The 17,470-nt window shown below is 71.7% G+C and carries 16 protein-coding genes and 1 pseudogene; 12 read left to right on the plus strand and 5 right to left on the minus strand.

What is annotated here, in order from left to right:
• Positions 1-516: 516 nt before the first annotated feature.
• The 4 genes and pseudogenes from ACFWVV_RS23725 to ACFWVV_RS23740 all read left to right on the plus strand — a co-directional run.
• Positions 517-1,449: pseudogene (locus tag ACFWVV_RS23725) on the plus strand (ROK family protein); the annotation flags it as partial.
• 191 nt (positions 1,450-1,640) lie between these two features.
• Positions 1,641-2,804 carry an N-acetylglucosamine-6-phosphate deacetylase gene (gene nagA / locus ACFWVV_RS23730; RefSeq protein ID WP_384345618.1) on the plus strand — a complete coding sequence of 388 codons (1,164 nt, stop codon included), beginning with the start codon at positions 1,641-1,643 and terminating at the stop codon, positions 2,802-2,804.
• A gap of 155 nt (positions 2,805-2,959) precedes the next feature.
• A complete protein-coding gene (locus tag ACFWVV_RS23735; RefSeq protein WP_384345621.1) occupies positions 2,960-4,030 on the plus strand; it encodes a 1-phosphofructokinase family hexose kinase in 1,071 nt (356 codons plus the stop codon).
• 66 nt (positions 4,031-4,096) lie between these two features.
• Positions 4,097-4,948 (plus strand): ketose-bisphosphate aldolase, encoded by an 852-nt coding sequence (locus ACFWVV_RS23740; protein WP_384345624.1) that lies wholly within the window; start codon positions 4,097-4,099, stop codon positions 4,946-4,948.
• A gap of 104 nt (positions 4,949-5,052) precedes the next feature.
• On the opposite strand, the gene ACFWVV_RS23745 is transcribed toward ACFWVV_RS23740, so the two are convergent.
• On the minus strand, positions 5,053-6,072 hold the full coding sequence (locus ACFWVV_RS23745) for a carbohydrate-binding protein (RefSeq protein WP_384345627.1): 1,020 nt from the start codon (positions 6,070-6,072) through the stop codon (positions 5,053-5,055).
• Between the two features lie 152 nt (positions 6,073-6,224).
• Positions 6,225-7,928 carry a diguanylate cyclase CdgB gene (cdgB, locus tag ACFWVV_RS23750; RefSeq protein ID WP_384345629.1) on the minus strand — a complete coding sequence of 568 codons (1,704 nt, stop codon included), beginning with the start codon at positions 7,926-7,928 and terminating at the stop codon, positions 6,225-6,227.
• 403 nt (positions 7,929-8,331) lie between these two features.
• On the opposite strand from cdgB, the gene ACFWVV_RS23755 reads away from it, so the two are divergent.
• The gene (locus tag ACFWVV_RS23755; protein ID WP_384345632.1) at positions 8,332-8,832 is read left to right on the plus strand and encodes a flavin reductase family protein; all 501 of its coding nucleotides are present in this window, start codon (positions 8,332-8,334) and stop codon (positions 8,830-8,832) included.
• 179 nt (positions 8,833-9,011) lie between these two features.
• Here ACFWVV_RS23755 and arfB read toward each other — a convergent pair whose 3' ends face one another.
• Positions 9,012-9,440, minus strand: a complete 429-nt coding sequence (gene arfB / locus ACFWVV_RS23760; protein ID WP_384345633.1) for an alternative ribosome rescue aminoacyl-tRNA hydrolase ArfB — start codon at positions 9,438-9,440, stop codon at positions 9,012-9,014.
• A 225-nt stretch (positions 9,441-9,665) separates the two neighbouring features.
• Between arfB and ACFWVV_RS23765 the strand changes: the two genes are divergently transcribed.
• Positions 9,666-10,241 carry a TerD family protein gene (locus ACFWVV_RS23765; RefSeq protein WP_384345636.1) on the plus strand — a complete coding sequence of 192 codons (576 nt, stop codon included), beginning with the start codon at positions 9,666-9,668 and terminating at the stop codon, positions 10,239-10,241.
• A gap of 83 nt (positions 10,242-10,324) precedes the next feature.
• Here ACFWVV_RS23765 and ACFWVV_RS23770 read toward each other — a convergent pair whose 3' ends face one another.
• Positions 10,325-11,236, minus strand: a complete 912-nt coding sequence (locus tag ACFWVV_RS23770; protein ID WP_384345639.1) for a hypothetical protein — start codon at positions 11,234-11,236, stop codon at positions 10,325-10,327.
• A 282-nt stretch (positions 11,237-11,518) separates the two neighbouring features.
• Positions 11,519-12,343 carry a class I SAM-dependent methyltransferase gene (locus tag ACFWVV_RS23775; RefSeq protein WP_384345642.1) on the minus strand — a complete coding sequence of 275 codons (825 nt, stop codon included), beginning with the start codon at positions 12,341-12,343 and terminating at the stop codon, positions 11,519-11,521.
• Positions 12,344-12,451: 108 nt separating this feature from the next.
• Here ACFWVV_RS23775 and ACFWVV_RS23780 point away from each other — a divergent pair, with 108 nt between their 5' ends.
• From ACFWVV_RS23780 to ACFWVV_RS23805, 6 genes are all read left to right on the plus strand, one after another.
• The gene (locus ACFWVV_RS23780) at positions 12,452-13,177 is read left to right on the plus strand and encodes a GntR family transcriptional regulator (RefSeq protein WP_384345644.1); all 726 of its coding nucleotides are present in this window, start codon (positions 12,452-12,454) and stop codon (positions 13,175-13,177) included.
• A gap of 96 nt (positions 13,178-13,273) precedes the next feature.
• Positions 13,274-13,660: a hypothetical protein gene (locus ACFWVV_RS23785; RefSeq protein ID WP_384345647.1), complete on the plus strand. Its 387-nt coding sequence runs from the start codon at positions 13,274-13,276 to the stop codon at positions 13,658-13,660.
• 265 nt (positions 13,661-13,925) lie between these two features.
• Positions 13,926-14,072, plus strand: coding sequence for a hypothetical protein (locus tag ACFWVV_RS23790; protein ID WP_384345649.1), 147 nt, complete (start codon positions 13,926-13,928; stop codon positions 14,070-14,072).
• A complete protein-coding gene (locus tag ACFWVV_RS23795; RefSeq protein ID WP_384345651.1) occupies positions 14,069-15,277 on the plus strand; it encodes a methyltransferase domain-containing protein in 1,209 nt (402 codons plus the stop codon). The genes ACFWVV_RS23790 and ACFWVV_RS23795 overlap by 4 nt, the downstream gene beginning before the upstream one ends.
• Positions 15,277-15,552 (plus strand): DUF6879 family protein, encoded by a 276-nt coding sequence (locus ACFWVV_RS23800; RefSeq protein ID WP_384345654.1) that lies wholly within the window; start codon positions 15,277-15,279, stop codon positions 15,550-15,552. The genes ACFWVV_RS23795 and ACFWVV_RS23800 overlap by 1 nt, the downstream gene beginning before the upstream one ends.
• Positions 15,553-15,819: 267 nt before the next feature.
• Entirely contained in the window at positions 15,820-17,469 is a 1,650-nt protein-coding gene (locus ACFWVV_RS23805) for a M4 family metallopeptidase (protein ID WP_384345657.1), read from the plus strand.
• Position 17,470: the final 1 nt, after the last annotated feature.

The raw sequence follows: 17,470 nt of genomic DNA on the forward strand, positions 1-17,470 counted from the left end.
TACCCCCGCCCCCTTGGGCGGCGGGGCCGCCCCCCGGGGGCGCGGGGGTCCCCCTGCTCGAGCGAAGCCGAGAGCTTGGGGGAGGGCGGGCAAGGGGGCGGCCCCCGGCGGAGCCGTGCACCTGGGCCCCGTCCCGCCCCGGCTCCGCCGTGAGGGTTCCGCTCCGTTCCGGAGTGGTCCGCTGCGCGGGGCCTCACCCCACCCCGCCCCTCCCCGACTGTGACACTTTGCGGCTCCGCCGCGCGCGGGGCTCCGCTCCGGACCCCGGGTGGCGAGCCCGGCCACCGCCGGAGGCGTTGTGCGGCTCGCCCGTGGCCGGCCGCGCAGTTCCCCGCGCCCCTGACGGGGCACGGAGTGGCTGGCCACGCCCACGCGGCGGAGCCGCACAGTGACACACCCCCGCGCCCGTGAAGGGGCGCACCTCGCGCGGCGAAGCCGCACAGGCACACGACCCCCCACCCCCAAAGCCCCCGAAGTGGACTAGACCTTTGCGGGTCGGCGCGCGACACTGACCCCGTGAAACACGTCATCGCCCTCGATGTGGGCGGCACCGGAATGAAGGCCGCCCTGGTCGGGGCCGACGGCACCCTCCTGCACGAGGCCCGCCGCCCCACCGGCCGGGAGCGCGGCGCCGAAGCGGTCGTCGAGTCGATCCTCGCGTTCGCCGAGGACCTCCGCGCGCACGGCGAGCAGCACTTCGGCGAGAGCGCGTCGGCGGTCGGCGTCGCCGTCCCCGGCATCGTCGACGCCGAGCACGGCATCGCCCGCTACGCCGCCAACCTCGGCTGGCGCGACGTACCCCTGCGCACCCTCCTCGGCGAGCGCCTCAGCGGCCCCGGCCGCCCCCCGGTGCCCGTCGCCCTCGGCCACGACGTCCGCACCGGCGGCCTCGCCGAGGGCCGGATCGGCGCGGGCCGGGGCGCCGACCGCTTCCTCTTCGTACCCCTGGGCACCGGCATCGCCGGAGCCATCGGGATCGAGGGCGCCATCGAGGCCGGCGCGCACGCGGGCGCGGGCGAGATCGGCCACATCGTGGTGCGTCCCGGCGGTGTCGAGTGCGGCTGCGGCCAGCGCGGCTGCCTGGAGCGCTACGCCTCGGCCTCCGCCGTGTCCGCCGCCTGGGCATCCGCCTCCGGCGACCCGGAGGCGGACGCCGCCGACTGCGCCAAGGCCGTCGAAAGCGGCGACGAGCGGGCCGCCGCGGTCTGGCAGGCCGCCCTCGACGCCCTCGCCGACGGTCTGGTCACCGCGCTCACCCTGCTCGACCCCCGGACGATCATCGTCGGTGGCGGTCTGGCCGAAGCCGGTGAAACCTTGTTCGTACCGCTGCGTGCCGCGGTCGAGAGCCGCGTCACGTTCCAGAAGCTGCCGTCGATCGTGCCGGCCGCGCTCGGCGACACGGCGGGCTGCCTGGGCGCGGGCCTGCTGGCCTGGGACCTGCTCGCCACGTACAACGACAGCACACGTGCCACCCCGCACGACGACGGCACACGCACGACCCCGCACGACGACAGCACGCGTGCCACCCCGCACGACCCCAGCACGCCCGGCACCCCGTACCACGCCACCGGCAGCACCCCGCGTGCACTCCACCCAGCCCCGCACGACGACGTCATGGACACCACGGAGGTATCCGACTGATGGCCAGCAGCAAGGTCCAGGTCCTGTCCGGCGCCAAGGTGGTGCTCCCCACCGGCACCGTCGACGGCGGCCGGGTCATCGTCGACGGCAGGCGGATCGCGGGAGCGCTCCCCGACACCACGGGCCCCGAGGCCCCCGCGCTCGACCTGTCGGGCCACTGGATCGTCCCCGGCTTCGTCGACATGCACGTGCACGGCGGTGGCGGCGCGTCCTTCACCTCCGGTACGCCGGAGGAAGTGCTCCAGGGCGTCCGCACGCACCGTGAGCACGGCACGACCACGATGGTCGCCTCCACCGTCACCGGTGAGATGGACTTCCTGGCCGCCAGGGCCTCGCTGCTCGCCGAACTGGTCCAGCAGGGTGATCTGGCCGGCATCCACTTCGAGGGCCCGTTCATCTCACCGTGCCGCAAGGGCGCGCACAGCGAGTCGCTGCTGCGCGACCCCGACCCGGCGGACGTGCGCAAACTGATGGACGCGGCACACGGCACGGCGAAGATGTTCACGCTGGCCACCGAGATGCCCGGCGGTCTGGACTCCGTACGGCTGCTCGCCGAGCACGGCGTGATCGCCGCGATCGGCCACACCGACGCCACGTACGAGCAGACGGTCGAGGCCATCGACGCGGGCGCCACCGTCGCCACCCACCTCTACAACGCGATGCCGGCCATCGGCCACCGCGCCCCCGGCCCGATCGTCGCGCTCCTGGAGGACGAGCGGGTCACCGTCGAGCTGATCAACGACGGCACGCACCTGCATCCGGGGGCCTTCCAGCTCGCCTACCACCACGCGGGTGCGGCGCGCGTCGCGCTGATCACGGACGCGATGGACGCGGCGGGCTTCGGCGACGGCCAGTACGACCTCGGTCCGCTCGCCGTCGAAGTGAAGGACGGTGTCGCCCGCCTGGTCGAGGGCGGTTCGATCGCGGGCTCGACCCTCACGCTGGACACCGCGTTCCGCCGCTCGGTCACCATCGACCGGCTGCCGGTCGAGGACGCCGTACGGTCCCTGTCGGCGAACCCGGCCCGTCTGCTGGGCATCGACGACAGGGTCGGCTCCCTGGAGCCCGGCAAGGACGCGGACCTCGTCGTGCTCGACGCGGAGTTCGCGGTCGTGGGCGTGATGCGCAAGGGCGACTGGGTGGTCGAGCCCCGGCTGGGCTGATTCCCGTCCGGTTTCCGCCGTCCCCCGTCGATACGAAGTGGTCGGCCCGTCCCCCTGGGCCGGCCACCTTCTTTTTGGCATGATCCCTTTGGCAGGAAACAGCGAGCGAGAGCGCTTTCGAGAGAGCCCCCGGGGGGTGCACGCGGATCGTGTCCATGATCCTGACGGTCACGCTGAACACCGCGCTCGACCTCACCCACCACGTCCCACGACTGGTGCCCCACACGTCCCACCGGGTCACCGCCGTGACGGAGCGCCCCGGCGGCAAGGGTCTGAATGTGGCCCGGGTGCTCGCGGCCCTGGGCCACGAGGCCGTCATCACGGGCTTCGCGGGCGGCCCGACCGGCGAGGTCCTGCGCAACCTGCTGTCGGCGGAGGCGGCCGAGGCCGCTGAGGCGAGTGGGTCTGGTGAGGCGGGTAGGTCTGCTGGCCACGCGGATGGGTCTGCTGGGGCGGATGGGTCTGCTGAGGCGGGTAGGTCTGCTGAGGCCCCCAGCCCCACCCGCACCCCCACCCCCCTCGACGCCCTCGTCCCCATCTCCGGCAACACCCGCCGCACCCTCGCCGTCGTCGACGAGTCCACCGGTGACACCACCCAGCTCAACGAGCCGGGACCGGTCGTCACTGCCCCCGAGTGGGACGCGTTCCTCACCACGTACGGCCAACTCCTGGACGGCGCACGGGCGGTGGCGCTCTGCGGCAGTCTGCCGCCCGGCATTCACGTGGGCGCGTACGCGGATCTGATCCGCCGGGCCCGGGCGGCCGGGGTTCCGGTCCTCCTGGACACCAGCGGCGAACCGCTGCGCCGGGGCATCGCCGCCCGCCCCGATCTGATCAAGCCGAACCTCGACGAGCTGGCCCAGCTCACCGGCTCCCGCGAACCGTTCACCGCGGCCACGGACGCCCGCCGCCGGGGTGCGCACGCGGTGGTCGCCTCCCTCGGGCCGGACGGAATTCTCGCTTCCGCGGAGTCCGGCACCTGGCAGGCCCATCCCCCGGCCCGCCTCAAGGGCAACCCCACGGGGGCCGGCGACTCGGCGGTGGCGGCCCTCCTGTCGGGCCTGGTGGAGGGCCTCTCCTGGCCGGACCGGCTGGCCAGGGCGGTGGCCCTGTCGGCGGCCACGGTCGCGGCCCCGGCCGCGGGCGAGTTCGACGCGGCGACGTACGCGTCCCTGCTTCCCCAGGTCGAGGTCACCGAAGTCCCCACCGCCGCCGGACGCGACTGAGCGCAGCCCCCGCCGCGTACGCGTACGGCCCCCTTCACCCCACCCAAGGATTGGCGAGCACACCCCATGCCCCTGGTCACCACCGGCGACCTCGTCACCGCCGCCGCCACCGCGTCCCGCGCCCTGGCCGCCTTCAACGTCATCACCCTGGAGCACGCCGAGGCCATCGCGCTCGGCGCCGAGCAGGCGGGCGACTCCCCCGCGGTCCTCCAGATCTCCGAGAACGCGGTCAAGTTCCACGGGGGCAACGTCCTCGCCCTCGCCGCGGCGGCCGCCGCCGTCGCCCGCGCCTCCTCCGCGCCCCTCTCCCTGCACCTCGACCACGTCGTCTCGGTCGACCTCCTGCACGCCGCGCACGAGGCGGGCTTCAGCTCGGCGATGTTCGACGCCTCGAAGCTCTCCTACGAGGACAACGTCGAGGCCACCGCCGAAGCCGTCCGCTGGGGCCACGCACGCGGCATCTGGATCGAGGCCGAACTCGGCAAGGTCGGCGGCAAGGACGGCGAGGCCCCGCTCGACGCCCACACCCCGGGTGTAAGGACCGACCCCCAGGAGGCCGCCGCTTACGTCGCCGCCACCGGGGTCGACGCCCTCGCCGTCGCGGTCGGCTCGTCCCACGCCATGACGGAGCGCACCGCCGCCCTCGACCACAACCTGATCGGCGCACTGCGCGACGCCGTCCCGGTCCCGCTGGTGCTGCACGGCTCCTCGGGCGTCCCGGACGACGAGATCCGCCGCGCCGTCACCTCCGGCATGGTCAAGATCAACGTCGGTACGGCCCTCAACACGGCCTTCACCGGAGCGGTCCGCGCATACCTGGACGCCCACCCCACCGCGGTCGACCCCCGCAAGTACCTCGTCCCGGGCCGCGAGGCGATGGCGGCGACGGTCACGCACTTCCTGCGGACCATCGGCTGAGGACCGTCGACTGAGCACCCGCCGCGCGACCACCGCCATACGCACGAGTGCCCCGCCGGAAACCTCTTCCGTCGGGGCACCGCGTACAGAACGGCCGCCGTGGGCTAACTCTTGCGGCCCGCGATCAGCTCCACCTGGTCCAAGTTGGCCGCACAGCCCGTCGGGCACGAGATGACGAAGGTGTTCTCGCCCTTCTGGAGGTTCACGAAGGAGTAGGTGTTCTGCCAACCGCGCTCCCAGTCGCCCTCCGGGGACTTGCCGTAGTTCTTCATGGTCACGCCGGTGCCGTGCTTCTTCCCGTTGACCGTGAGATCGGCTTGCGCGTCCTTGCCGGGAATGCCGTAGTCGACGGAGAGCGTGTACTCGCCCGCCGCCGGCACCTCGACCTTCCAGGTCGCCGAGGAGCCCGGAGCGCTCAGCGGGACGTACGCGCCCGTGGGGGACTTCGCCCCCTTGATCGTCGTGTCCGTGTGCAGCCCCGGCGACAGCTGCAGCTCTCCCGCCTGCGCCTTCGGCAGGGCGGCCGGAGGCTCGGCGTCCTTGGTGGGCTCGGCCGACGGGGAGGGCGCCTGTGTCTGGGCCTGGCCGCCGGTCGCCCCGGCGTTCTGGCCGCCCGCCTGGGTGCCCTTCTCGTCGCCTTCCCCGAAGAACAGCGCCGCGCCGATGCCGAGCACCACGGCCGCGGCCACCGCGATCGCGCCGATCAGCAGGCCACGCGTGTTCGGCCCGCGGCTGCGGCCGCCGTGCCCGTGGTCACCGGCGTGCGGCGGGGCCTGCCGCGGCGGCACTGCGCCGGGCACGGTCTCGGGCGCCGCGTAGTGGGCGTTGGGCCGCCCCGGCTCACCGGCGTAACCCTGCTGCTGCGGGAACGGCTGCGTGGTCTGCACCTGCTGGTGCCGGCCCTGCTGCTGCCCGTACTGCTGCTGTCCGTACTGGCGCTCGCCGACCGCCCGCACCTGGTTGTACGACGTTCTGGGGACCCCGCGCTGCGAGTTCGGACCCGGGTAGCCGTAACCGCCGCCCGAGCTCGGCGGCTGAGCGCCCGCCGCACGTCCGTCCTCGTAGAGGTAACCGAACGGATCGTCGTCCTCAGGCGTGTTCGTGCCGTTGTTCCCGGTCGTCATCCCAGCGTCACTCCTCACCATGTTCGCCAGCGTCGCCGACCGGGCGAGCCTACCTTCTATGGGCGAACGCACTCTGGGACGTTGACCACAGCACGCATCCCCCTGCGTCCGGGACACCCGGCACGGACGGGGCGGGGACGGCTCCGGCAGGCCTATCCGGCCCGTCGGTGCGGCTTCGAGCGGGACCGCTTCTCGATGTACATGCGCTGGTCGGCGGATTGCAGTACCTCGTCGACCGACATCCCGCACTCGGCCCAGCCGATGCCGAAACTGGCCCCCACCCGGACCGCCCGTCCGTCCACCCGGATCGGCGGAATGATCGCGTTACGGAGCCGGACCGCGAGGTCGGCGGCATCCGCGCTGCCCAGGCCGTCGGCCAGCACCACGAACTCGTCGCCGCCGAGCCGGGCGACCGTGTCCCCGTCCCGGACGCACGTGGTCAGCCTGCGGGCGACCTCGATCAGCACCGCGTCACCCGCGCCGTGGCCGAAGCGGTCGTTGATGGACTTGAAACCGTCGAGGTCGCAGAAGAGGACCGCGAGCCCCTTGGTCCCGTCGTCCGGGTGCCCGTCCGCCCCGGTGGCCCCCTCGGGCGGCGCGACCGTGTGCACGTGGTGGTCGTAGAAGCCGGGATCGCCCTCGCCCATGGGGCCGCCCCGGTCGAAGGAGGGGGCGGCGTCGCCGTAGAAGCCCTCGTCGTACGTCACGCCGTCGTCGTACGCCCCGTCGTACGCGGCGTCGAGCGCCTCGATGGCCGTGGCGCGCACGGCGTGCGGCCGGCGGCACAGCCGGGCGCTGAGCCGGGCCCGCAGCTCCGCGCTGTTGGGCAGCCCGGTCAGCGAGTCGTGGGACGCACGGTGCGCGAGGTGCAGCTCGTGCCGCTTGCGCTCCTCGATGTCCTCGACGTGGGTGAGCAGGAAGCGCGGCCCGTCCGCGGTGTCGGCCACCACCGAGTTCCGCAGCGAGACCCACACGAAGGTGCCGTCGCGGCGCTGCAGCCGCAGCTCGGCACGCCCGCCCTCGGCCGACGTGCGCAGCAGGGTCCCGACGTCCTCGTGGTGGACCAGGTCCGCGAACGAGTACCGGCGCATCGCGGAGGCGGGCCGCCCCAGCAGCCGGCACAGCGCGTCGTTGGTGCGCAGCAGCCGTCCGTGCTGGTCGCCGCCCATCTCCGCGATGGCCATGCCGCTCGGCGCGTACTCGAAGGCCTGCCGGAAGGACTCCTCGCTGGCGCGCAGGGCCTGCTGCTCGCGTTCCAGGCGGACCAGGGCGCGCTGCATGTTCGACCGCAGCCGGGCGTTGATGATCGCGATGGCGGCCTGGGAGGCGTACATGGTGAGCGCCTCCTGCCCCCACGCGCCGGGGTGGCGCCCGCCGCGCGGCCGGTCGACGGAGATGACCCCGATGAGCTCCCCGTCACCGCCGGACGCGTACATCGGCGCGTACAGCCGGTCCCTGGGGTGCCACTCGTCGGCGAAGCGCGGCTCGGGGCCCTCGGTGTGCCACTGGGGTACGTCGTCCTCCATCAGCACCCAGCCCTCGGTGTGCGGGATGAAGTGGAGGCTGCCCCAGCGCTCGCCCATGGAGAGGCGGCGTTCCCAGGAGTTGCGGGAGCCGACCCGGCCGGTGATCAGGGCCTCGGCGGCGGTGTTGCCGGCGAAGGCGGCGACGACCAGGTCGCCGTCCGGGCGCACCAGGTTCACACAGGCGAGTTCGTACCCGAGACCGGCGACGATGCCGTCGGCGACGGCCTGCACGGTGTCCGACAGGCTGCGTGCCGTGTTGAGATCAGCGACCACCCGGTGCAGTTGCCGCAGGGTCGCAAGACGGACGTACGGCTCCGACTCGGCCTCCATGACCCGCTCCCCGAGACCTCGACAGCAACGACAGCAACTCCAGGCTTCTTCATCGTCCGATTGCCACCGCCACTGAATCACAGCGCGCTGCTCTCCCGGTACACAGGGTCAACAATTACTCCCGTCTGTGACTCAAGTCACAAGCTCTTCAGGGAAGTTGACTCGTGCCACGTGGGAGCGCTCCCTGCCAGCTCAAAGCCGGTGCCTGGCCGAAAACGGACGGCGGGCGGAGGGCCGGGAACGGGGGTCCTAGGTCCTGTCTGGTCCCTATGTCCGATGTGAAGAGGCCATGGTGGCGCCTAGCGTTGATGAGGTGTTCCAGACGACAGAAGCCACCCCGGAAACCACCCCTCAGGGCGCCGCCCCTTCGCCCCGCGGCGCGGAGATCCCCCATCCTGTGGGGGTGAGCAATGACGAGTTCCGCGCGGCGATGGCCCGTTTCACGGCGGGCGTGACGCTGGTGACGGCACACGACGCGGACGGCGGCCCGCGCGGTGAGGACGTCGGCATGACGGCCACCGCGTTCATGTCGGTGTCGCTGGACCCGCCCCTGGTGATGGTCTCGGTCCGCAACGGCTCCCGGATGGACGACCTGCTCGCCGAACAGCCCCTGTGGGCGGTCTCCCTCCTGTCGGAGAGCCAGCGCCACATCGCGGGCCGCTTCGCGATGAAGGGCCGGCTGAGCGACCGCCTGCTCTTCGAGGACCTGGCGTGGAAGCGCGGAGAGGTGTCCGGCGCCCCGCTGATCGGCGGCGCGCTGGCGGTCGTGGAATGCCGCACGGAGCAGCGGGTGGAGGCGGGCGACCACACCCTGGTGATCGGCCGGGTCCTGTCGGTCGACCTCCCGAGCGAGGACGGGGGGCCGCTGGCGTACTTCAGGGGGAAGTACAGGCAACTGTCCTGAGGAAGCGGACCGGGACCACCCCGGGACGGGCGTGGTCACCTGCGGCACCGGGCCGCCCACTCCTTCCGGCGGGTCGCGCGGCCGATCCCACCCGGCCGGTCGCGCGGCCGCTCCCAGTCGCGGAGCTGGCCCCAATCGCGGGGCTGGCCCCAATCGCGCGGCCGATCCCAGTCGAGGGGCTAGTCCCAGCCCCGCCCCGACCGGCCGCCCTTGGTCTGGCTGCGCTGCTTCTTCTCGCGCAGGCGGCGCTCATTGATGCCGCGCGGGATCTTCGTGGCACGGCGGGGCTTGGGGGGCGGCGCGCTGGCCTCCGCGAGGAGCGAGGCGAGGCGGACCGCCGCGGTTTCCCGGTTGCGCCACTGCGAGCGGTGCTCGGAGGCCCGTACGGACACCACGCCGTCGACCAGCCGGCCGGCCAGCCGCTCCAGCGCCCGCGCCTTCCACACCTCCGGCAGCGCTTCCGTCCTCGCGAGGTCGAAGCGCAGTTCCACCTGGGAGTCCGTGGTGTTGACGTGCTGCCCACCCGGCCCCGACGACCTGGAGAAACGCCACTGGAGCTCCGCCTCGGGAAGGGAGACGGAGCCGCGGATGATGTAGGGCCCGGACATGTGTCCATAGTCCCCGCTCCTGCCCCGCCCCGTCACACCCTTTTCCCGCCCGCCTCCCGCCCGCGTGCGCACTCCGGCTCGGATGCCTGCTCGGTACGGCCATGACATCCGGGCAAAGAAAGTAAAGAAAGGGGAACTCGGCGGGCCCCTGTCCGCGTTAGAGGGGATGACGGTAGCTTCGGCATGCGTACCGAAGCCCGCACACCACGAGGAAAGGGACATCCCATGGCAGTCAGCCTCAGCAAGGGCGGCAACGTCTCGCTCACCAAGGAGGCCCCGGGCCTGACCGCCGTAACGGTCGGTCTCGGCTGGGACGTCCGCACGACGACGGGCACCGAGTTCGACCTCGACGCCTCCGCCATCGCGGTGAACCCCGCAGGCAAGGTCTACTCCGACGGCCACTTCGTCTTCTTCAACAACAAGGCGACCCCGGACCAGACCATCGTCCACACCGGCGACAACCGCAGCGGTGAGGGCGAGGGCGACGACGAGCAGATCAACATCAACCTCGCCGGCCTGCCCGCCGACGTGGACAAGATCGTCTTCCCGGTCTCGATCTACGACGCCGAGGCCCGTTCGCAGAACTTCGGCCAGGTGCGCAACGCCTTCATCCGCATCATCAACCAGGCCGGCGGCACCGAGATCGCCCGCTACGACCTGAGCGAGGACGCCGCCACCGAGACCGCCATGGTCTTCGGCGAGCTGTACCGCAACGGTGCGGAGTGGAAGTTCCGCGCGGTCGGCCAGGGCTACGCCTCGGGCCTGACGGGCATCGCCCAGGACTTCGGCGTCAACGTCTGACGTACGCCTCGGCAGGGGCGCGGACCGGCCGGACCGGCCGCCGCTCACCCCGCCCCTTGAGGGCCCCGGCACGCCCGCCCGCGTCAGCGGCGCGGCGGCCGGGGCCCTCGGCCGTCCGCGCGCGAGGCCGGCCGCTGCCTGAGGTCCTGCCGGATGCGCTCCGCCTTGCCTCGTACGAGGTCGGCGGGCAGCCCGCGCTCGGGCCGGGCCGTGTACGGCGCGCTCCGGCACGGCCCGCACAGCCCGCCGGGCAGGGCGTCGGCCACCCCGGGCACCCCGCACCCGGCGCACTCCATGGTGAGCAATCCCTGCACGGGGCCGGGGAGTTCGGGCGGCATCTCATCGATCAGCCGCCGCTGGACGAACCCGAAGGGATGCCGCACCGGCTGGGGCAGGCAGAAGGTCAGGTTCCACACGAACTGCGACTCGCTCATCCCCCGCTTGAACCACTCCCCGGCGAGCGGGGCGAGGGCCTCGCAGGACGCGGCGGACAACGGCAGCCGGGGCTCGGTGCGAGCGACGCGGACGAGCCCCTCATACCCGCGCCGCTCCGCCTCCCCCGGCTCGTCCACCGGAACGTCCCTCTCCTTGCCGCTTTCGGGTACGTCGCCGCAGAGCAACGCCCGCCACCACTGCTCGGGCCTGGCGGTACGGGAGAACCAGGTGCGGGTGACCTGCCGGTATCCCTCGCGCTCGGTCCACACCTCCTCGACGAAGCGGCGCAGGTGCCCGGTGCTGGTCAGGTACCTGAGCGCACTGCCGATCGCCATCTGCCCGTACGCCTCGATCTCCTTCGCCAGCACCTTGATGCTGATGTCGGAGCCGTCGGGGAGGAGGTCGATGTACCGGGCGATGCTCGCTTCACGCCGGGGAAGATGAGCGAACGTACCCCCGTCGAGCGGGAGTTGATCGGGCGCGGACCTCTTCCCGTACCCGGGCTTGGCCATCGGGTGGGCGGGTGCGTGCAGGGTACGGCTAAGCTGCTGAACAGCCACGGGGATCTCCTTAAGCTGCGGATCTCTCTGGTCAGACCCTCATGCGGCTTAGGCCCCGCATGGGGGTCGACTCGTTGTGACGCACGGTACACGCCCGCAACGCGTGGTCGCGACCTGATCACAAATAGTCATCTGGCATATCACCGGGCCCAGTTGATGCACCGCACACGCGCTACGCACACACCGCGCACGCGCATACGCGCCCGCGAAAGGGTGGGTGGGCGGGGATGAGTCCGACCCACCATTCCTAGTAAAGAACCCTCGAATCCTGACCCCCGGGTCTCAAGTGCCTGCGCGGGGTTTCGTCCCCGCGGCCAGCAAGTGGGAAGAGGCTGCGAGGAGTTCGGGGTACGGCTCGGCGAGGCGGGCGGCGGTGAGCGCCGACGCGAAGAGGGCGGATTCGGCGGCGGACTCGCCCGTGTACTGCTCGGTGGCCTTGAGGAGGGACCAGGCAGGGCCCTCGACCCCGTACACGGTGACGCTCCGGAACCCGGCCTGACGGACCTCTTCTTCGAGAAGCTGAGGGCTGTGGAAGTACGCCTCGGTGAAGCCCCGTTTCCCGTCGTGGACGTGAGTGGCGAGGATCTTCTCGATGTTCGCGCGTACCGGCTCCTGGTCGAGGTGGGCGAAGGCGGTGTGCTCGAAGAGGGAGGCGTACTGGTTGATGCCGGCGACGGCGACGAGGCCGCCGGGGCGGACGACGCGAAAGGCTTCCGCGAGGGCTTGGTGCCGGTCGGGGGCATCGGGGAGGTGGTAGAGCGGGCCCATGAGGAGGACGACGTCGTACGAGCAATCCCCGGCGCTCAGGCTCCGGGCGTCACCCAACTCGGCAGTGCAGCCGCGCGACAGGGCCTGATCGATGTGTCGCTGGACGGGGTCGACGAGGTGGACGGCGTACCCGTCGCCGACCAGCCAGGCGGCGTGCACCCCCGGGCCACCCCCCACGTCGAGCACGGAGGCGGGCGCATCGGGCAGGTGCCGCCGCAGGAGTTCCTGGGTGCGGATCAGCTCCAGGCGGCCGTCGGCGGAGCCCGTCAGGCGGGTGCTCTCGTCGATGGCCTCGGCGTAGAAGGCGAGGATGCCGGGAGCCACTGCCGGAGTCGTCATGGGCGCATTGTGCCGGGTACCGCAAGGCGGTAGCGAGAGGGCTAGGCCATAAATTGACCGGTGAACCAGTCCAGTGAGCAGAACAGGGTCAGGAGCGAGGGAGCGGGGATGGCAATCCTGAAGTACGAGCAGATCGCGGAGGCTCTGCGCGCACGCATCGCGGACGGAGAATTCGAAGCAGGAGCACTCCTGCCGTCCGGGCGGGACTTGGCCGACCAGTGGTCGGTGTCCCGCGCGACTGTCATCAAGGCCATGGACGTACTGCGCAACGACGGACTCGTCGTAGCCCGGGCAGGCTCGGGGTTCACCGTCGCGGAGACTCCCGTCGCCCGCCCGGCGGGCAACCGCCGGTCCTCCTCGCGGATCACGGGCGGCTTGCCCTTCCGACGGCTGGGCAAGCCCGACTGGCAGGTACCGCCCGCCCGGGTCGCCGAGGCACTCGGGCTCCCGGAGGCCGAAGTCGCCCTGCGCCGCAAGCGACTTGTCCTGCTGCCGGACGGGAGCGCGCTGACGCTGGTCACCGCGTGGTTCCCGTCCGACGTGGCGGAGCCCGCCCCTCGCCTGATGGAAGAAGGGCCGATCGCGGAGGGCACCACTCGTTACGTTGCCCGTCGCACGGGCCGTACCCCGGCGCGCGGGGACGACGTCACCACGGTCCGGCTGCTCACCCCTGAGGAAGCCGAGCTTCTGGGCACCGGAACACCCGCTGCTGCCGCCGTGGTGCTCCACGTCGCACGTGACGTGAAGGGGCGGACTCTCGTCTGTGAGGAGGGAGTTACACCGGCCGACCTCTGGCAGCACGAGGAGCACTACCCGATGGGGTCGGATTCCTGAATCCCTCTTGACTGGACCGGTCCACCGGTCCACTCTCTGTGTGCGGACGGTGACTCATCCGTGTCACCACGCGGTCAGCACAGGGAGTTGTGGATCGTGAGAACGCACAACAGAGGGAGTCGAGCGGACACCCTCGGCGAACCGGCACACGCGGCCGTCGCCGACCGCCTTGCCGCTACCGCGGAAGACCTCGACAGCTCCCACGCCGACCTGGCAGCACCCAGTGTCCGCGTCCTGATCGAGTGCGGACGGCACGAGGTCGAGCGGGCCGCCGTGTCACCGTGTGAGCGATGTGCCTGGTGCAAGCAGGAAACCCGGCAACCCGTCACGGCCGGGATCATCCACACCGGGAGCGCGGGCGGCGGGCACATCCACGCCTGCCCCGCCTGCACGGCCACGTACCGTCTCATGCCCCTCGCCGAGCACCCGGACGACAGTGACGGCACGCCCCGCTGCCGACCGGTGAGCGGGAGGCTCTTGTGAGTGGAACGGAGAAGAGGGGACCTGCGCTGATGACCCTCCGGGTCTCCCGCGACGGCGGCCGGACCTGGGGCCCCACCCTCACCGCCCGCAGCGGCGACGACCTGCCGCCGCTGTACGGCGCGACCTGGCCGCCGTGCCGGTGCCCGCGTTGCGCGCGTCGGCGGTGACCACAGCTCCCTCCGCCCAGCAGGGCAGAGGGCACAGATGCCCGAAGCATGGCTCCGGCCGCGCGTCGTACGGGCAGGACGACAACGGAGGTACTCCCATGAGCAGCAAGCACGGCAGCGGAACCGGCAGCGGACAGGGCGGCAGTCAGCAGGACGACAGCAACAGCGGCAACAAGCACGGTGGAGGTGGCTCCGACGAGGGTGGCAACACCAACGACGGGCAGCGTCCGGCAGACGGCAAGTGAGCAGGCGCACTCCCAGGGAGCCGGGTCCCGGGCGGCTCGCCTCCGCGCTCACGGCATCGGGCGCCCTCACCGACGACTGGCTCTCGGCCTTCGAGGCCGTACCCCGGCACCTCTTCGTGCCGGACATCATCTGGCCGGGTCGGGCAGGCATGAACCGCCAGGACGCCCGCGTCGTCCTGGACGAGCGGCCGGAGGAGTGGTGGGAGGCCGTCTACCGGGACGCGCCGATCACCACCCAGTGGGACGACGGTGCGTACACGGGGCCGGGGAGAGGCCGGACGCCGACGAGCTCCAGCTCCATGCCGACCATGGTGTTCTCCATGCTGAAGGCCCTGGACGTCCGCCACGGCTGCCGCGTGCTGGAGATCGGCACCGGCACGGGCTGGAACGCCGGGCTGCTCGCCCACCAGGCGGGCGGCCGGAACGTCGTCTCCGTCGAACTGCACCCGGACACCGCGCGGGACGCCCGCAACCGGCTCGCCCTCGCAGGCCTGCACCCGGATGTAAGGGTCGCCGACGGAGGCGAAGGCTGTGCGGGCCGGGCGCCGTACGACCGCGTGATCGCCACGTGCTCGGTGGGCCGCGTACCCGCAGCCTGGCGCGCGCAGACGCGTCCGGGCGGCGTCATCGTGACACCGTGGGGGCCCACGTACGGCGGGGAGGCGGTGGCCCGGCTGACCGTACGGGAGGACGGCTCGGCGGAAGGGCCTTTCGTCGGATCGTCGGCGTTCATGCGGATGAGCGCACAGCGCAAGCAACTGCCGCCCACGCAGGCCTTCCTGGGCGGTGACAAGTGGCCGGGGGCAGGGGAGGAATCCGAAACCACGCTGTCACCGGACGACGTCGGCGACTGGGTGCACATGTTCGCCATCGGCGTGCAGGTCCCGGACCTGTTCTGCCGCGTCGAGGCGGGCGAGGGGGACGCGTACCGGCTGTGGCTCATGGACACCGGGACCACCGCATGGGCGACGGTCGACTACGCGAAGCGGCGGGAGTCGTACCGGGTCGTCCAGTCGGGGCCACGCCGACTGTGGAACGAGCTGGAGACGGCCATGCGGTGGTGGGCCGGTGCGGGCAAGCCCGGCTTCGAACGGTTCGGGCTGACAGTGGACGACAAGGGCGAGCGGGTGTGGCTGGACGAACCCCACCAGCTCGTACCGGTGCAGGGACCGGCCGTGCACCGGCAGGACGAGGGAGATGTGTGATGTCGCAGAACAATGCTCCTCCCAGTTTCGAGAAACTCCTCGACTCCGCACGGCAGTCGGCGTACCACCTCGAAATGCGTGACGTGTACGGCGTCGCGGACGAGGCCGACAACTTCGCCCACTGGCAGCGCACCGGCGAGCGCGACACCGATCCGGCATCGCCGTACTGGGCAGCTCGTGAGGACACGGACGACCCGGCCGTCGCCGAACTCTGCGCCACCGCCTTCGCGGCCGTCTGGGCGCGCGGCGTCCCGCACGACACGTACGGAGTGTGAGCGGGAGCGGCTCGACGACGCTTCCGCGTACGCACACCTCAGGCCGCGCGCCGCGCGTCCACCCTCACAACTCCCCTGCACCGCACACCATCCGTCCGGATACCGACCGAACTCCGCCACAACTGGACCCTCAGCGGACGATCAACGGACAAGGGATGGTCAAAAACTTGTGAGGCAATTGTTGGTACTGCGTCAACTCTGATCATTCGGTGTCACTCTCACATCGCTCAACCTCTTACCCCCCACGGAACGAGTGATGGAGAGCGCATGACCCCCCACGTTTCACGGAAGAGCTCTGCCCGCACCGCCCGGCGTGCCGCCGCCCTCGCCGCTGCCGCCGCCATGGTCGTCGTCGGGGTGCAGGCCGGTACCGGTACCGCCACCGCCGCACCCGAGCAGGCGCAGGCACCCGACGGCTCCGCCGCAGCCGCCGCCGTACGGGCCGACAGCATCAAGTCGGCGCAGGTCGCGGCCGCTTCGACCGCCAGAGGCCTTGGGCTCGGCAGTGCCGAGAAGCTCATTGCGCGGGACGTCATCAAGGACCCCGACGGCACCGTCCACACCCGTTACGAGCGTACGTACGCCGGTCTGCCCGTCCTCGGCGGCGACCTCGTCACCCACACCGCCAAGGACGGCACGCTCAAGGGCGTCGACAAGGCCACCGACGCGAAGATAGCCGTGGCGACCACCACGCCGAAGCTCAAGGCCGCCGCCGGCGCCCGCAAGGTGGTCTTCGCCGTCAGCGGGACGCCCACGCTCGCCTTCGAGACCGTGAAGTCCGGCCACAAGAAGGACGGCACACCCAGCCGCGTGCACACCGTCACCGACGCCACCACCGGCAAGCAGCTCTACGCGTACGACGAGATCGACGACGGCATCAAGGCCGGCAAGGCCCCGCAGGCTCCTGCCAAGGGCGGCGCCGGCGTCCGGCTGAAGGCCGGCAGCGGGGCCAGCATGTACAGCGGCGAGGTCCCGCTGACCTCCACCAGGAGCGGCGCAGGCTTCGAGCTGACCGACGGGGAGCGCGGCGGCCACAAGACGTACGACCTCAAGGGCGGCCAGAGCGGCACCGGCACCCTGTTCACGGACGCCGACGACAAGTGGGGCAACGGCAAGGCGGACGACGCCCAGACCGCCGCCGTCGACGCCGCCTACGGCGCGGCCACCACCTGGGACTTCTACAAGTCCGAGCTGGGGCGCAACGGAATCGCCGGCGACGGCAAGGCCGCGTACTCCCGCGTCCACTACGGCAAGGCGTACGTCAACGCCTTCTGGGACGACAGCTGCTTCTGCATGACGTACGGCGACGGCGTCGGCAACACCCACCCGCTGACCGCCATCGACGTGGCGGGCCACGAGATGACCCACGGCCTCACGGCCGCCACCGCGAACCTGGAGTACGCGGGTGAGTCCGGCGGTCTCAACGAGGCCACCTCCGACATCCTCGGCACCGCCGTCGAGTTCTTCGCCAAGAACACCCAGGACGTCGGCGACTACCTGGTCGGCGAGAAGATCGACATCAACGGCGACGGCACCCCGCTGCGCTACATGGACAAGCCCAGCAAGGACGGCAAGTCGCTGGACTACTGGGACGCGAAGGCGGGTGACGTCGACGTGCACTACTCGTCCGGCATCGCCAACCACTTCTTCTACCTGCTGGCCGAGGGCAGCGGCGCCAAGGAGATCAACGGCGTGAAGTACGACTCGCCCACCGTCGACGGGTCCGAGGTCACCGGCATCGGCCAGCAGAAGGCCTACAAGATCTGGTACAAGGCGCTGTCGGCCTACATGACCTCGACGACCGACTACAAGGGCGCCCGCGAGGCGACCCTGAAGGCGGCGGCCGACCTGTACGGGGCGGACGGCACCGAGGCCGGGGCGGTGGCGGCGGCCTGGGCGGGTGTCAACGTCAAGTAGA

It is taken from the genome of Streptomyces sp. NPDC058663 (assembly GCF_042716745.1).
GTDB lineage: Bacteria > Actinomycetota > Actinomycetes > Streptomycetales > Streptomycetaceae > Streptomyces.

What these genes read in the sequence shown, in the direction of transcription:
- nagA (WP_384345618.1), top strand. Translation starts at nt 1,641, where the DNA reads ATGGCCAGCAGCAAGGTCCAGGTCCTGTCCGGCGCCAAGGTGGTGCTC.
- ACFWVV_RS23735 (WP_384345621.1), top strand. Translation starts at nt 2,960, where the DNA reads ATGATCCTGACGGTCACGCTGAACACCGCGCTCGACCTCACCCACCAC.
- ACFWVV_RS23740 (WP_384345624.1), top strand. Translation starts at nt 4,097, where the DNA reads ATGCCCCTGGTCACCACCGGCGACCTCGTCACCGCCGCCGCCACCGCG.
- ACFWVV_RS23745 (WP_384345627.1), bottom strand. Translation starts at nt 6,072, where the DNA reads ATGACGACCGGGAACAACGGCACGAACACGCCTGAGGACGACGATCCG.
- cdgB (WP_384345629.1), bottom strand. Translation starts at nt 7,928, where the DNA reads ATGGAGGCCGAGTCGGAGCCGTACGTCCGTCTTGCGACCCTGCGGCAA.
- arfB (WP_384345633.1), bottom strand. Translation starts at nt 9,440, where the DNA reads ATGTCCGGGCCCTACATCATCCGCGGCTCCGTCTCCCTTCCCGAGGCG.
- ACFWVV_RS23765 (WP_384345636.1), top strand. Translation starts at nt 9,666, where the DNA reads ATGGCAGTCAGCCTCAGCAAGGGCGGCAACGTCTCGCTCACCAAGGAG.
- ACFWVV_RS23775 (WP_384345642.1), bottom strand. Translation starts at nt 12,343, where the DNA reads ATGACGACTCCGGCAGTGGCTCCCGGCATCCTCGCCTTCTACGCCGAG.
- ACFWVV_RS23780 (WP_384345644.1), top strand. Translation starts at nt 12,452, where the DNA reads ATGGCAATCCTGAAGTACGAGCAGATCGCGGAGGCTCTGCGCGCACGC.
- ACFWVV_RS23790 (WP_384345649.1), top strand. Translation starts at nt 13,926, where the DNA reads ATGAGCAGCAAGCACGGCAGCGGAACCGGCAGCGGACAGGGCGGCAGT.
- ACFWVV_RS23800 (WP_384345654.1), top strand. Translation starts at nt 15,277, where the DNA reads ATGTCGCAGAACAATGCTCCTCCCAGTTTCGAGAAACTCCTCGACTCC.
- ACFWVV_RS23805 (WP_384345657.1), top strand. Translation starts at nt 15,820, where the DNA reads ATGACCCCCCACGTTTCACGGAAGAGCTCTGCCCGCACCGCCCGGCGT.